At 64.9% G+C, this 16584-nt stretch carries 3 protein-coding genes and 1 pseudogene; 1 reads left to right on the top strand and 3 read right to left on the bottom strand.

Annotated features, from left to right (window positions below; genetic code table 11):
• Positions 1-50 precede the first annotated feature (50 nt).
• A pseudogene (locus tag AC3WN7_RS16865) lies at positions 51-224 on the top strand (DUF6124 family protein); the annotation flags it as partial.
• Between the two features lie 181 nt (positions 225-405).
• On the opposite strand, the gene AC3WN7_RS16860 reads toward AC3WN7_RS16865, so the two are convergent.
• The 3 genes from AC3WN7_RS16860 to AC3WN7_RS16850 form a co-directional block, all read right to left on the bottom strand.
• Complete coding sequence (locus AC3WN7_RS16860) at positions 406-1371, bottom strand: alpha/beta hydrolase (protein ID WP_102674337.1); 966 nt, start codon at positions 1369-1371, stop codon at positions 406-408.
• Between the two features lie 300 nt (positions 1372-1671).
• Positions 1672-13479: a non-ribosomal peptide synthetase gene (locus AC3WN7_RS16855; protein WP_102674336.1), complete on the bottom strand. Its 11808-nt coding sequence runs from the start codon at positions 13477-13479 to the stop codon at positions 1672-1674.
• A complete protein-coding gene (locus tag AC3WN7_RS16850) occupies positions 13476-16574 on the bottom strand; it encodes a non-ribosomal peptide synthetase (protein ID WP_102674335.1) in 3099 nt (1032 codons plus the stop codon). The genes AC3WN7_RS16855 and AC3WN7_RS16850 overlap by 4 nt, the downstream gene beginning before the upstream one ends.
• Positions 16575-16584: the final 10 nt, after the last annotated feature.

Here is a 16584-nt window from a genome sequence, read left to right as displayed (position 1 = left end):
TCTTTTGTGACCGGCTAAAATCGACCCAATGCTGACGTAGCGAGAAAGAGGAAACCCTGCTGGTGCACGCCTGCGAATCCCTGGCGTCGGCCAATGTCATGGCCAACGATCTGGTGGATCATTTACAGGGGACAAGTCGCAATGCGCTGTTGGGGATTGCGCAGGAGATCATGCTGGGGGAACTGGCGGTGAATCGGGCGCTGGATCGGCTGGATCCGCCATAGTAGCCACTAGCTGACAGCTGATGAAAATCTTGAGAGTACAAAGCCCCCCTGTGGGAGCGAGCTTGCTCGCGATGGCGGTGGGTCAGACACATAGATGTTGAATGTACGACCGCTATCGCGAGCAAGCTCGCTCCCACAGGGGTTGTGCTTAACTGATCGACCTCAGGGCAATTCCCACAAATCAGCCCAGGCTCTCGCTGATCTGCGCCGCCAGTTGCACCAGCATCCCCGGCACTTCCTGGACCATCTCGCCCATGCGCGCAAAGTCGTGGGTCATGCCGGCCTTCACCTCCAGCGCCAAGGGTTGCCCCGCGGTCCGCAGTTTCTCGGCCCAGGCCAGGCCTTCATCGAGCAACGGATCGTACTCGGCCAGCCACAGCACCGTCGGCGTCAGGCGTTGCAGTCCTTCGGCGTACAGCGGTGAAAAACGCCAGTCGGCACGATCCGCTTCGCTGCGTTGGTATTGCTGGTAGAACCATTCCAGCGTGGTGGCTTCCAGCAGATAGCCTTCGGCGAATCGCTCAAGCGACGGGCGTTTTTTTACCGCGTCGATCACTGGGTACAGCAACACTTGCAGGCGCGGCACCAGCGGCCACCCCAGCGGGTCCTGGGCCATGGCGATGCACAGCGATGCCACCAGGCTGCCGCCGACGCTGTCCCCTGCCAGCGCTATGCGCCTCGCGTCCAGTCCCAAGGCTTGAGCACCGGTAATAGCCAGCCAGCGCGTCACGTCTTCGGCATCGTTGTAAGCGGTGGGGAAACGGTGTTCCGGCGCCAGCCGATAGTCCGCCGACAACACGGCAAACTCCCCCGCCAACGCCAGACGCCGGCACAGGGTGTCGTGGGAATCGAGGCTGCCCACCACGTAGCCGCCGCCATGGAAGTACAACAACACCGGGCGTGGCTCGTTGTGCGGTTGCGGTTTGGCGTACAGCCGCGCGTTGAGCACATGCCCGTCCCGCGCCGGAAGGCTGACCGCCGTCACCGTCAATGCACCCGTCGGGGTGGCATCGAGCAACTGCGATGTCTGTTCGAATTGCTGCCGCGCTTCGCCAGGCGTCAGCTCATGCATGGGTTGGCTTTTGCCGCTGAGGCGGCCGAACTCGGCCAGCTCCAGAAAACCTTCGATGTCCGGGTGCAATGCCATGGGCGGTAGTCTCCAAAAAATAAACAGGCTTGCCCTGGTAAACGAACCGGGAGGGTCGTTCATTAGGGCTCAATGAAGACCCTGCCAAGCCGAACGAAAAACCTGTGGCGAAAGCTTGCTTGTGGCGAGGGAGCTTGCTCCCGCTGGGTCGCGAAGCGGCCCCAAAACCTGTGATCGCGGTTAGCCAGACATACCGCGTTGTTCGGGTTTGCGACTGCTTCGCAGCCGAGCGGGAGCAAGCTCCCTCGCCACAGGCAAGTCCCCTCACCACAGGGAAGCCCCTAGCCACAAATTATCAGCTTAGATCTGCGGCACCACCTCCCGGCCAAGCAGCGCCACCACGGCATCCAGACACTCATCCTGCTGCAGGATATCGAAGTGCCCGGCCGTCACCGTTTGCACCTGGCGCAGCCGCGGTTGCTGGCGTTCGAGCGTGGCGCGTTCGGCCGTCGGGTTGCCATCGGCCCACCAGCAATGCAGCCCGGCTTGCGGTATCGGCAGGGTGTCGACCTGCCGCGACAGCGCCTTCAAACGTGTGCTGACCATGAACGTCTGGGCCAGTTCATCGGCACCGAGCAGCGCGTAACCGCTGGCCTGATCGCTTTGGCTGTCGATCACCGCGCGAATGATCCGCGCCACGGCATCGTGGTCCCCCGCCGCCTCGGTACTCAGCGCCCGGGCGATCACCTCGCCATCCATGCCCAGGGTTGCACCAAGGAACTCCGCCAGATCCACACGCCACTCATCCGCACTGGCAACGGCATTGGCCTGGGTCGGTACAAAGCTGTCCACCAGACCGACGAACGCCACACGCTGGCCCTGCTGTTCGAACAGCTCACTCACCAGCAACGCCAAGGCCCCGCCCAGCGACCAGCCCAGCACATGGTACGGCCCCTGGGGTTGTCGGGCGCGGATCGCCTCGACGTAGTCGGTGGCCATCTGCGAAAGCGAGGTGTCGTGCCACTGCCGGTCGAGCAGCATCCGGCATTGCACGCCGTACACCGTGCGCTCACCGTCCAGGCGCCGGGCCAACGGTTCGTAGTCGAACACCGTGCCGAAACCGGCGTGCAGGCAGAACAGTGCCGGCTGATCCGTCACCAGCTGATTGAGCAGCAACAGCGGTTGCGGGCTCTGGCGCACGGGTTGCTCATCGACACCGGACAACCCGGCAATCGTCGGCTTGGCCATCATGTCGCGCAGCTTGATCTGGAAATCCGGCGCGTTCAGCGCACGCACTTTCGAGATCACCTTGAGGGTGCGCAGCGAATCGCCGCCCAACTCGAAGAAATTGTCGGTGATGCCGACCTTCTCGATGCCCAGCACCTGTTGCCAGATGTCCGCCAGCGCCCATTCCAGCGGCGTGCGCGGGGCCACGTAGTCGCGACCGCTGAAGGCCGGATCCGGCAGGGCCTTGCGGTCGAGCTTGCCGTTGGGCGTCAGCGGGAAGCGCGGCAGCACCACGACCTGCGTCGGCACCATGTAGTCGGGCAGGCTTTCGCGCAATGCCGCCTGGCAACGCGGGCCGAGGCCATCGTCTTGCGCCGCCACCACATAGCCCACCAGTTGCGGCCCCTGGCCGTTGTCCCGCACGACCACCAGCGCATCGTTGACCCCGGCCTGCTCGCGCAAGCGGGCTTCGATTTCGCCCAGTTCGATGCGGAAGCCGCGCACCTTGACCTGATGGTCGATGCGCCCGACGTAGTCGAACACGCCATCTTCGCGACGGCGCACCAGGTCACCGGTGCGGTACAAACGCCCGCCTTCAGGGCTGAACGGATCGGCGACGAAGCGCTCGGCGCTCTGCCACGGATGACGATGGTAGCCGCGCGCGACACCCCGTCCGCCGATGTACAGCTCGCCGACCATGCCCACCGACAGCGGGTTGAGGTCCATGTCCAGCACGTGCAGGCTGCGGCTGCCGACGCGTTGGCCAATCGGCGCGTACATTGCCTGGCAGTGGCCGTCGGCGGCGATCTTCCACAGCAGCGGCGTGACCACCGTTTCCGTCGGGCCGTAGCCGTTGACCAGGTATTGCGGCTTGAGTGTGTGCTTGACCCGCTCGAACGTGGCGTCCGGCACCGCATCGCCACCGAAGCAGTAGATGCGCACCGGCGGCGGATCACCGCCCTGCAGTTCGGCGTGCTCGGCCAGTTGCAGCAGGTACGCCGGCGGGAAGCAGGCGACGCTGATGCGCTGGCGGTGCAGCACGGCCAGGGTCTGCTCGGCGGTCCATAGACTGTTGTCACGAATGACCAGGGTCGAGCCGCTGATCAGCGCGGTGATCCAGCGTTCATGGGCGCCATCGAAAGCGAACGACATGAAGTGCAGTTCGCGATTGCCCGGGTCCATTTCGTACAGCTCGGCGATGGCCTGTACGTGCATGCTCAGGGGGCCGTGGGCGACGGCGACGCTCTTCGGTTTGCCGGTCGAACCGGAGGTGTAGATCAGGTAGGCCAGTTGCTCGGCGTGCACAGCACGTTGCGGTGCCGGCACCTCGACGTCGAGGTTCAATCGGTCCACCGCGACCATCGCCGTGCCCGGATTCAACTGCGCCGTGTCGCGCAGCCGTTCCTGGGTCAGCAGCAGGCGCATGTCGCTGTCGGCCATCATGTAGCGCAGGCGTTCCTGGGGGTATTGCGGGTCCAGCGGCACGTAGGCGGCGCCACACTTCATCACCGCCAGCAGCGACACCACCAGCTCCAGCGAACGCTCCATGAACACACCGATCACGTCTTCGGCCTGCACGCCTTGTTCCAGCAGATGCACCGCCAACGCATCGGAGCGCCGGTCCATCTCCGCGTAGCTCAGGTGCTCGGCGTCACGGTCGGCATAACTGAGCACCAGCGCCGTGTGATCCGGTTGCAGTCGCGCACGCTGACGGATCAGCTCGTGCACGGGTGTCTCGTCACCGTCCGCCACCACTTGCAGTTCGCCGTCCAGCGCCCGGCCTTCGTCCAGGGTCAGCAGGCCCAGTTCGCCGACGGCACGCCCGGCGTCGTCGCACAGGCGCTGCATCAGGCTTTCCATGTGGCCGCGCAGGGTTTCGACGGTCGCCAGATCGAACTGGTCGCGCTGGTGCATGTACTCGATGCGCAGCCCCTCGTCGAGGCTGACCATCAGGTCCATGGCGAAGCTGGTCAGGCCGAAGTCGGACACGTCTTCGAAGCGCAGCGAGTCGCCGTTCCATTCGCGCAGGGTGCGGTCCACCGGCTGGTTTTCGAAGACGATGATGCTGTCGAACAACGACTGCCCGCCCTGCCCGGCCCAGCGCTGGATATCGCTCAGCGGGGTTTGCTGGAAGTCGCGGATGTCGAGGTTGCAGGCCTGGATCTCGCGCAGCCAGTCACCGACGCTGGCCTCGGTCGGCACGCTGTTGACCACCGGCAAGGTGTTGATGAACAGCCCGAGCATGTTCTCGGAGCCGTTGAGGGTTTCCGGGCGCCCGGACACGGTGGCGCCGAACGTCACCGTGCGCTGGCCGGTGTAGCGCTGCAACAGCAGCAACCAGGCGGCTTGCACCAAGGTGTTGAGCGTCACCTGCTGTTGCTGGGCAAAGGCCTGCAAACGCGCGGTCTGCCCGGCACTGAGGTGCGTGTAGATCGCGTGGTAACCCGCTTGCGGCGCCTTGACCGGCAAGGCGCGGGCCAGGTGCGTGGAGCCTTCGAGGTTGGCGAGTTTGCCTTTCCAGAACGCCTCGCTGGCCTCGGCGACTTGCTGGCCGAGCCAGTCGATGTAGTCGCGATAGGCGGCCACCGGCTCGTGCTCATCGCCGCTGTAATGGCGCAGCACTTCACCGATCAGGCGCGACACGCTCCAGCCGTCCATGAGGATGTGGTGGTAGGTCCAGATCAGACGATAGCGGTCGTCTTCCAGACGCACCAGCAACAGGCGCAACAAGGGCGCGCGATTGAGCGAGAAGCCGCGTTCGCGCTCCTCCAGGGCCAGTTGGCGGACGCGTTCAGGCTGATCATCCAGCTCGCGCCAGTCCAGCTCGGTCAACAGCGCAGGCGCATCGCGCCGCACCACTTGCAGCGGCTCCTTGTCACCTTCCCAGAGGAAGGCAGTGCGCAGAATCCCGTGACGTTGGGCAGCATCGGCCCAGGCTTCGCGGAAGCGCGCGCCATCCACGCCGCGCACGCCCACTTCGATCTGGTTGACGTACAGCCCCGAATCGCCGTCCTGCACCGAGTGGAAGAGCATGCCTTGCTGCATCGGCGACAGCGGATAAACGTCTTCGACTTCGTCCGCTGTCAGTTCCAGCGCCTGAAATTGCGCTTCACTCAGTTCGATTTTTGCTGTCGGTGCAACCACAGTCGGCACGGTTTGATCTGCCGCGACCGGTTGGGCGACCGTCGCCAGTTCGGCGAGGGTCGGATGGCTGAACACATCCTTGGGCGAAATGCTCAACCCGGCCTTGCGCGCGCGGCTGACGGCCTGGATCGAGACGATGGAATCGCCGCCCAGTTCGAAGAAGTTGTCGAAAACGCCCACTTGCGGCACTTCGAACAACGCCTGCCACACCGCTTGCAACTTCGACTCCACGTCGTTGCGCGGCGCCACGTACTCGCGAACCTGCTGGTCCGGCTGCGGCAATGCGCGGCGGTCGAGCTTGCCGTTGGGTGTCACCGGCAACTGATCGAGCAACAGTATGTGGCTTGGCTGCATGTGCTCTGGCAGCGCGTTGCGCAGGTGTTGCTTGAGTGGCTCAAGGTCGGCATGACCGACGACGTAAGCCACCAATTGCCTGGACTTGCCGACATCCAGGGCAATCACCACGGCTTCGCGCACCTGTGGATGCTCCAGCAGGCAGGCTTCGATTTCCCCCAGTTCGATGCGCAAGCCGCGGATCTTCACTTGATGGTCGATGCGGCCGACGTATTCGATCACGCCGTCCTCGCGGTAGCGTGCCAGATCGCCGGTGCGATACAGGCGTTCGCCCTGCTCACCGAACGGGCTGGCGACGAAGCGCTCGGCGGTCAGGTCCGCACGGTTGTGGTAACCACGGGCAAGGCCGATGCCGCCCAGGTACAGCTCGCCCACACACCCCTGCACCTGCGGTTGCAGGCTGTCGTCGAGGATGTAGGTCACCAGGTTGGCAATCGGATAACCGATCGGCACGCTGAACCCGCCGTCATCGACACAGGTCCAGTGGGTTACGTCGATCGCCGCTTCGGTCGGGCCGTACAGGTTGTACAGGCCGACGTCCGGCAGGACGCGGAACAGGCTGTGCTGCAAGTCTGCCGACAAGGCTTCGCCGCTGCACATGATCTGCCGCAGGCTGGCGCAACGCTCGAAGCCTTCGCCCTGGACAAACGCCTGCAACATCGACGGCACGAAATGCAGGGTGCTGACCCGGTACTGCTCGATCAGGCTGACCAGTTGCGCCGGATCGCGATGGGCCCCCGGTTCGGCCACGGCCAGCCGTGCGCCGGTCATCAGCGGCCAGAAGAACTCCCAGACCGACACGTCGAAACTGAACGGGGTTTTCTGCAAGACGGTGTCGCGCCCGTCCAGCGGATAGGCGCCCTGCATCCACGCCAGGCGGTTGTACAAGGCATCGTGACGGTTGGCCGCGCCCTTGGGTTTGCCGGTGGAGCCCGAGGTGTAGATCATGTAGGCCAGCGATTGCAGCTCGACCACGCCGGGCAGGTTTTCGTCGCTCAGCCCTTCGAGCAACGGCGCCATGTCGTCCAGGCAGATCGCCGTGGTGGCGGCCGGGATCGGCAACTGCTCAAGCAGATGCCGCTGGGTCAGCAGCAGGTGCACGCCACTGTCGTCGAACATGTGCTCCAGGCGTTCACGCGGGTAGTCCGGGTCCAGCGGCACGTAGGCGCCACCGGCCTTCATGATCGCCAGCAAGCCGATCACCAGATCCAGTGAACGCTCGGCAGCGATGCCCACCAACACTTCGGCGCCCACACCCTGGCGGCGCAACAGGTGCGCCAGTCGGTTGGCCTGTTGATTGAGCTGGCGATAACTCAGGGTCCGGCCGGCAAACACCAGGGCCGGAGCCTCCGGAGTCTGCAGCACCTGGGCTTCGAAGCACTGGTAGACCGGGCGCACATCCGCCCAGTCCTGCACCGTGCGGTTGAAGCCTTCGACCTGCTGCGCCGTTTGCGCGGCATCGAGCAGGCTCAAGCGCCCCAAGGGCTGTTGCGGCGCGCAAACCATGGCATCGAGCAACGCCACCAGCCGAGTGCTCAAACCTTCGATGGCTTCGGCACTGAACAGCGCCGTGTCGTAGTTGAAACGCAGGTCCAGGCATTCGCCCAGCTCGGCGGCAATGGCCAGCGGGAAACTGGTCTGGTCGTGGTGACGGATGCCGGAGAATTTCAGCGCGCTGCTGTTGCCCTCCTCCAACGCTTGCGCCACCGGGTAGTTTTCGAACACCAGCAGGGTGTCGAACAGCGCCTCGCCGGAATGACCGGCCCAGCGCTGCACGTCCGCCAGCGGCGTGTACTCGACTTCGCGCAACCTGAGGTTGAGCGCCTGGACTTCATCGATCCATTGGCTGACCGTGCGCTCGGGGTGCGGCGTGGCGATCACCGGCAAGGTGTTGATGAACAACCCGATCTGCTGCTCGATGCCTTGCAGTTCACTCGGACGCCCCGACACCGTGGCGCCGAACGCCACCGTCGACTGGCCGGTGTAGCGCTGCAATATCAACAGCCAGGCGGCTTGCAGCAGGGTGTTGGGCGTGACGCGGGCCTGGCGGGCGAAACCGCTCAGGCGCTCGGTGGCCGCGCTGTCCAGACTGAGGTTCAGCGTGCGATGACCGCTGCCCTGCCCTGCAACCGGACCCGGAAAGGCACCGGCCAGTCGCGTCGGCTCGGTGAACGCCTGCAATTGCTCCAGCCAGAACGCCTCGCACGCAGCGCGGTCACGGGTGCCCAGCCAGCCCATGTAATCGCGATAACGACCGACGCTCGGCGCGGGCATGATTCCGCAATACCGCTGCAGCACTTCGCCGAACAACTGCGAGGTGCTCCAGCCGTCCAGCAGGATGTGGTGGTTGGTGAAGATCAGGTGATGGCTGTCATGGGCAGTCTGCACCAGGGTCAGCCGCAGCAGCGGTGCCGCCGTCAGGTCGAAACCGCGCAGGCGATCGTCCTCGGCCAGTCGCTCCAGTGCTTGCGGCAGATCAGGCCGGTCGCGCCAGTCGAGCAGGCTCATCGGCAGCGTGGCTTCGGCCAGGATCACTTGCAGCGGCCGCGAGCCATTGCTTTCGCTGAAGAACGCCGCGCGCAGCACTTCATGGCGCGCCAGCGTCTGCTGCCAGGCATTGCGGAACGCCTCGACGTCCAGCCCCTGTACATCCACGCGCATCTGCGGCACGTAGGCACCGGCATCCGGGGCGAACAGGCTGTGGAACAACATGCCTTGCTGCATCGGTGATAGCGGCAGGATGTCTTCGATGCCGCTGGCTGCCAACGGCAAGGCATCGAGCTGCGCCTGATCGACGCGCACCAGCGGTACGTCGCTCGGGGTCAGGCCACCGGCACCGCTCAGGCAATGTTCGATCAGCCGTTGCAACTCCATGGCATAGGCATCGGCCAGGTGCTGTACGGTTTGCGCTTTGAACAGGTCGCTACTGAAGGTCCAGCTCAAGCGCAGTTGGCCGGCGTAGACCTGGCCGTTGATACTCAGGCCCCGGTCCAGCCCGGCCGAGGCGCCCTGTTCGGCACCGCCGCTTTCCTTCGCCGGGCGCCACGGCGCCTGCTCGTCAAAGCTGGCGTCGAACTGGCCCATGTAGTTGAAGGTGACCTGGGGTGATGGCAGAGCCTCAAGGCCAACGTCGGCCAGATAGCGCAGGATGCCGAAGCCGATGCCTTTGTCGGGCACGGCGCGCAGCTGTTCCTTGACCGCCTTGATGCTCGCGGCCAGGTCGTCGGCCGGGGTGAGCTTGACCGGGAAAATCGAGGTGAACCAGCCCAGGGTACGGGTCAGGTCGATGTCATCGAACAGGTCTTCGCGGCCGTGGCCTTCCAGTTTGACCAGGGTCGACGATTGACCGGTCCACTGGCCCAGCACCCGCGCCAGTGCCGTCAGCAACAGATCGTTGACCTGGGTGCGGTAAGCCGCGGGGGCGTCTTGCAGCAGTTGGCGGGTCAAGGTGCTGTCGAGCACGGTTTCCACGCTGACGGCGTGCCGGCTGGCCAGGCTGCCTTGCGGGTTATCCGCCGGCAGTTGCACCGCAACGTCCTGGTATTGGGCTTGCCAGTAAGCGGCTTGCTGCGCCAGCGCCGGGCTTTGCGCATGGCGTTGCAAACGTGCAGCCCAGGCCTGATAGGCGCTGGTCTTGGCCGGCAGGCGCAGCGGCTCGGCCCGACGTGCCTGAGCGTAGGCGGCTTGCAGGTCTTCGAGCAGCAGACGCCAGGAAACGCCGTCCACCGCCAGGTGATGCACCACCAGCAACAGGCGCTGGCCTGCCGTGCCCATGTCCACCAGCAAGGCACGCAACAGCGGGCCGTCCTGCAAATTCAGGCTCGCCTGTGCGGCGTTGCACAGTTCAAGCAGTTCATCGGCATCGGCGGCTTGGCGCTGCCACAGTACCTCGGCGCTGCTCCATTGTTCTGCTTGCGCCTGTTGCCAGACGCCATCGACCTGATGCAAACGCAGGCGCAACGCATCGTGATGTTCCAGCAACGCCGCCAGCCCCTGTTGCAGGCAGCTGCTGTCCAGCGGCTCGCGCAGTTCCAGCAATACCGACTGGTTCCAGTGATGACGGGCCTCGATGTGTTGTTCAAAGAACCAGTGCTGGATAGGCGTCAGCAACACGTCACCGCGCACCGGCCCCTGATCGATGACCAGCCCGGCGCTGCGCACAGCGACCTTCGCCAGGCTCTGCACGGTCTGGTGCTGGAACAGGTCGCGCGGGGTGATGCGAATCCCGGCCTGACGCGCGCGGCTGACCACCTGGATCGAGATGATCGAATCGCCACCCAGTTCGAAAAAGTTGTCGTCGATGCCTACGCGCTCAAGCTTGAGCACGTCTTGCCAGATCGCCGCCAGCTCGCTTTGCAGCTCATCCATCGGCGCCGTGTAAGCGTGCTGCGCCAGCGCCGCATCAGGCTTGGGCAGTGCGTTGCGATCCAGCTTGCCGTTGCTGGTCAGCGGCCAGTGCTCGAGTCTGATCAGGTGCGCCGGCACCATGTAGTCCGGCAGACCGCCCTGCAAATACTCGCGCAGGGACTGGCGCAAATCCTTGTCGTCGCTGGTAGCGGTGAACCACGCCACCAGTTGCTGGCTGCCGTTGACCTGCGGTGCCAGGACCAGCGCTTGCTCAATGGCCGGATGGCTTTGCAGGCGGTCCTGGATTTCCCCCAATTCGATGCGAAAGCCACGGATCTTCACTTGATGGTCGATACGCCCGGCGTACTCGATGCTGCCATCGGCGCAGTAACGCGCCAGGTCGCCGGTGCGATACAGGCGTGCGCCCGGCTCAGCGGCGAACAGGTCCGGCACAAAGCGCGTGGCGGTCAGGTCGGCACGCTGGTGATAACCCCGGGCCAGACCGGCACCGCCGACGTACAGCTCACCGACGCAGCCCTTGGCCACCGGGTTCAGGCGCGGGTCGAGCACGTACCAGCGCAGGTCGGCGATCGGCTCGCCCAGGGGCGAGCTGTTGGCGCCATCGAGGTCGGCGCGGGACAGCGGGCGGTAGGTCACGTGCACCGTGGTTTCGGTGATGCCGTACATGTTGATCAGCAATGGCTGCCGGTCGTCGAAAGCGTCGTACCACGGCCGCTGGCTGGCCACATCCAGCGCCTCGCCACCAAACACCACGTAACGCAGGGCCATGCCTGGTGCGTTGGCACAGGCGAACGGCATCAACTGACGGAAGGCCGAGGGGGTCTGGTTCAGTACCGTGACGCCTTCATCACAGAGCAAGCGGGCGAAGTCTTCCGGGGAGCGGCTGACCGCGTGCGGCACCACCACCAGCTTGCCGCCGTAGAACAGCGCGCCAAAGATTTCCCATACGGAAAAGTCGAAGGCATAGGAATGGAACAGGCTCCAGACGTCGTCCGCATTGAAACCGAACCAGTGCCCGGTGGCGCTGAACAGGCGGGTCAGATTGCTGTGGGGCAGCAGCGTGCCCTTGGGTTTGCCGGTGGAACCGGAGGTGTAGATGACGTAAGCCAGATTCTGTGGGCTGGTCAGGTTCGGCAGGTTGTCGGCGCTGGCCTCATCGAGCCAGTCGCTGGCGTGATCGAGGCAGATCACTTCAATGCCTTCGTTCAACGGCAGGCGTGGCATCAGCGCCGAATCGGTCAGCAACAGGCGCGTACCGCTGTCGGCGAGCATGTAGGCCAGGCGATCCTGCGGGTAATCCGGGTCCAGCGGCACATAGGCGCCACCGGCCTTGAGGATCGCCAGCAGGCTGACGATCATCTCCAGCGAGCGCTCCAGGGCGATGCCCACCAACACGTCCGGACCGACCCCGCGTTCGCGCAGACGATGGGCAATGCGGTTGGCGCGACTGTTCAGTTCGGCGTAAGTGAGGGTGATGCCCTCGCAAGACACGGCAATGTTGTGCGGATGCGCGGCGGCCTGGGCTTCGATCAGTTGATGGGCACACAGGGTATTCGCAGTTTCTGGCGCGTTGATTTCGGCGCTGCGATTCCAGTCCAGCAAGGTGGCCTGCTGTTCGGCAGCGTCGAGCATGCTCAGGTCGGCCAAGGCCACACCGGCATCGCTGCAGATGGCCTGCAACAGGTTCAGCCAGTGGCGGCCGAGACGCTCGATGGTCGCGGCGTCGAACAGTTCGGTGGCGTAGACGAACGACGCGTGGATGCCCTCGTCGCTTTCGACGGTGTCGAGCATCAGGTCGAACTTGGTGGTCTTTTCCTCCCAGATCAGCGGTTCGACACTCAGGCCCGGCAAGTCCCAACGTTGCGGGTCGCCACTGTCGCGCTGGTGGTTGAACATCACCTGGAACAGCGGCGTGTGGCTCAGGCTGCGCTCCACGCCCAGGCCATCGACCAGTTGCTCGAACGGCAGGTCCTGATGGGCCTGCGCGCCGAGCGCCGCGGTCTTGACCTCGGCCAGCAATTGCACGAACAGCTGGTCGGCCCGGGGCTGGCTGCGCAGCACCTGGGTGTTGACGAAAAAGCCCAGCAGGTTTTCCACATCCTGGCGGGTACGGTTGGCAATCGGCACGCCGACGCGAATGTCCTGCTCGCCACTGTAGCGATGCAACAGCGTCTGCAGTGCTGCCATCAGCAGCATGAACAGGGTGCAGCCTTCGCGGCGGGCCAGCTCGCGCAGTTGCGCGGTCAACGCAGCGGGGATTTTCAGCTCGACGCTGGCGCCCTGCTGGCTCGGGATCGCCGGGCGACGGCGGTCGGTCGGCAGCTTCAGTGGCGGGTGTTCATTGCCCAGCTGTTCGCGCCAGTAATCGAGCTGACGCTCGGCTTCGCCGGCCTCCAGCCACAGGCGCTGCCAGCGGGCGAAGTCGGCGTATTGAATGCCCGGTTCCGCTAGCTGCACGGCCTGCCCGGCACTCAACTGCCCGTAGACCCGGGTGAATTCCTGCAACAGGATCGGCAGCGAGCCGCCATCGGTGACGATGTGATGGAAGGTCAGCACCAGCACATGTTGCCGGGCATCGAGGCGGATCAAGCGGCAGCGCATCAACGGGCCGTGCTGCAGGTCGAACGGCTGCTCGGCGTTGAGGGCGATCTGGCGTTGCAGTTCGATGTCGTCGGCGGCAGTGACTTCGACCAGCGGGGTGTCCATCTGCGGGTGGATGTGCTGCAGCACTTGCTGTTCATCGAAGACGAACGTGGTGCGCAACACCTCATGACGTTGCACCAGTGACGCCAGGGTCTGCGCCAATGCATCGCGGTTCAGCTCGCCATTGAGGCGGAAGGCACCGGTCAGGTTGTAGGCCGTGGCCTGGGGCTGCATCTGCCAGAGGAACCACAAGCGCTGCTGCGCGTAGGACGCCGGCAGCGTGTCGACGGCGCGGTCCCGTGGCGGGATCGGCAGCAACTCCAGGGTTAGCCCCTGAGCGTGCATCTTTTGTTGCAACGCACGCCGGGCGTCCGCGCTCAAGCCGCAGAAACGCTGGGCCAGGGTCATCATTCTGTCCGGTGCAGCACTCATCGCGCGTGTTCCTCATCCACTTCGTCGAACAACGCTTCGAGGGCGTCTACATCGTTGTCTTTGTGTTCACTTTGCTGGCGGAACTGCTCGATCTGCGCCGCCAGGCGTTCCAGGGTATCGCCGTCGAAAAACAGCTTGAGCGGGATCGCCAGGTTCAGTTCGTCCTGAATCCGCGCGCGAATGCGCGTGGCCAGCAGCGAGTGCCCGCCGAGTTCGAAGAAGCTGTCGTGCACGCCGACGCGCTCGACGTGCAGCGCTTCGGCCCAGGTCGCCGCCAGGGTTTTTTCCAGGTCGTTGCGCGGCGCGACGAAGGCGCTGCGGCGCACATCGAGATCGAGCAAGGCCTGGCGATTGAGCTTGCCGTTGGGCATCAGCGGGAAACGTTCCAGCACCTGCAAGCGCGCCGGCTGCATGTGCTCGGGCAGCGCCTGCCCCAGATGGCTGCGCAATTCGTTGAGGCGGATGTCGGCGGTGTCGGCCGGGGACACCACGAAGCCCAGCAGTTGCGGGCCGGTCGGGGTTTCCCGGGCGATGACGGCGGCGTCCTCGATGCCCGGCGCGCTGCGCATGGCCGCTTCGATTTCGCCCAGTTCGATGCGGAAGCCGCGGATTTTCACCTGGTGATCGACCCGGCCCAGATACTCCAGCACGCCATCGGCGCGATAGCGCGCCAGGTCACCGGTGCGGTACAGGCGTTGGCCCGCCGCGTTCGCGAACAGGTCGGGGACAAAACGTTCGGCCGTCAGCGTGGCACGCTGCAAGTAACCCCGGGCAATGCCGGCACCGCCGACGTAGAGTTCACCCTCGACGCCCACAGCCAGCGGTTGCAGGTCCGGGCCGAGCACGTGAATGCGCAGGCCGGCAATCGGCTGGCCGATCGGGATACTGTCGGCGTCCTGACCGAGCGGCAATTCCCAGGCCGAGCACCACACGGTGCCTTCGGTCGGGCCGTATTCGTTGACCAGTGCCACCCCCGGCACTGCCTCGCGATGTCGCTGCACCAGGGCGTTGCTGCAGGCTTCGCCGGCAACGATGACGCAGGCCAGGGTCTGCTGATCGAGGTGTTCGAGAATCTGTGCGTGGTAGGACGGCAGAGTCAGGTAGTGGGAAATCTCTTCGCGCCGGATCAGCGCCGCCAGTTGCGCCGGATCCTTGTAGCTGTCCTCGTCCGGCAGGCACAGGGTCGCGCCCTGCCCCAGCGCCCAAAACACCCCGGCCACGGAGCTGTCGAAGGAGAACGACGAGAGCATCAGGAACGCGCGCAGCGGCTGGCGATAAAACCCAGTGCGCGCCAGGGTCGAGGCCACGGCGTTGGCATGGCTGATCATCACGCCCTTGGGTTGGCCGGTGGAGCCGGAGGTGTAGATGACGTAGGCCAGGTTGGCGCTGTCGCCCTGAGGCGCAGGTTCGGTTTGCGCGGCGGCCCAGACCTCGGCCCCGGGCATCAGGGACATTATCCGCTCATGACGCAATGCGTCCGGCAGCGGCTGACAGGCCAGCACCTGGCGCGCGCCGGTATCGGCGAGCATGAACGCCAGGCGCTCGATCGGGTAGTTCGGGTCCAGCGGCAAGTACGCACCGCCGGCCTTGAGCGTACCCAACAAGGCAATGACGATTTCCAGCGAGCGCTGGCCGTAGACCGCCACGATTTCATCTGCCGCCACGCCTTGGGCGCGCAAGGTATTGGCCACCTGGTTAGCGCGCGCATCCAGCTCGGCATAGGTCAGGCGCTGACCGTTGATACTCAGGGCGATGCGTTGCGGATGCTGGCGTGCCTGCTCGCTGAACAGCTCTTGCAGGAAACGGCACGGCAAGGCCTGGCCGGTGGCGTTCGGGTTGAAGCCCTCGATCAGGCGGGTCAGTTGTGCAGCATTGACCAGACTCGCCTGAGCCAGGCTCAGCTCGGGCGATGCCAGCAATTGACGGCTGAACTCGACAAACTGCTCCAGCCATTCGGCCAGCATCGACTCCGGCAGCGCACCGTCGAGACACGACAGCTGCAACTGCTCGTCCTGGACACGCAGGCGCAAGACTTCGGGGTTGGCGTCGTCCACCTCGATACCGGCTTCAGGGGCGGCTTGATAGACGAAACCGTAACGCAGCGGCGCCGTGCCTTCGGCGCTCAGTTCGAACTCGTTGAGGCAGTCGAGCCAGGACAACGACTGCTCAACGCTGGCCACAAAGGCTGCCAAGGCTTGCGCCAGTGTCTGCTGGCTACGGTGCTCGAAGGCCACCGGCAGACGCCGGGCGAACCGGCCGAGGGTGGTGGCGGTCTGCTCGTTGCGACCGTCCACCTGCCAGCCCATCAGCAGTTTTTCCTGCTGGCCGATGCGTGCAACGAACGCGGTCCACAGCAACAGCGCCAATTGCTCCGGCTCAACGCCCGCTTCAACAGCAGCCCGTTGCACCCCAGCCAACCATGGGGCGTCAATCAAGGTGGCCTGACGACGAACCAAGGTGACATCGAGCGCTTTTTCGAAGGGCAAGCGATGGCCCACGACGAACTGCTGTTGCAGGTTGCGCCAGAACGCGGCGCCCTGGTGGCCGATGTCTTCTTCGCGCAGCGTTTCCTGCCACGCGCTGTAGTCCAGGTATTGCAGCGCGTCCTCGTCTTCGACCAGGGTTTCGCCGCGCAACAGACTGGCGAGTTCAGCCGACAGCACCCGCAGCGAGGCCTCGTCGAAGCTGCACGCCGGGGTCAGCAGAGTGACGATGGATTGCCCTGCTCCGCCCTCGACCTGTGCCACCACCAGCACTTGATTCGAATCTTCAACCAGGACTTCACGGCTGCGGCTCAAGGCCTCGGCCACCGAAGGCTGGTCGCCCAGCACTGTCAGTGGCAGCGCCTCGCACAGGCTCTGCACCGGCCACTTCATGCCCGGCAGGCGGCGGTACACCGTGCGCAGGGTTTCGTGACGCCGGCCCAGTGTCTCCAGCGCCGCCCGTAACGCCCGGGCATCCACCGGCCTGGCGACCGGCAATGTCAGGGCGGCGAACAGCGGCTGGGCACCCAGTTCCTGGACGCGCAAATAAAAGGCCTGCTGGGCCGAAGTCTGGAAGACGTCTACCGAAGGTTCGAGGGCGGTGGTGTTCATGTCGGGTGTC

The sequence above is a fragment of the Pseudomonas sp. FW305-70 genome (assembly GCF_058783925.1).
Note: the sequence above shows the minus strand (reverse complement) of the source record. Positions and strands in the feature narration are given on the sequence as shown.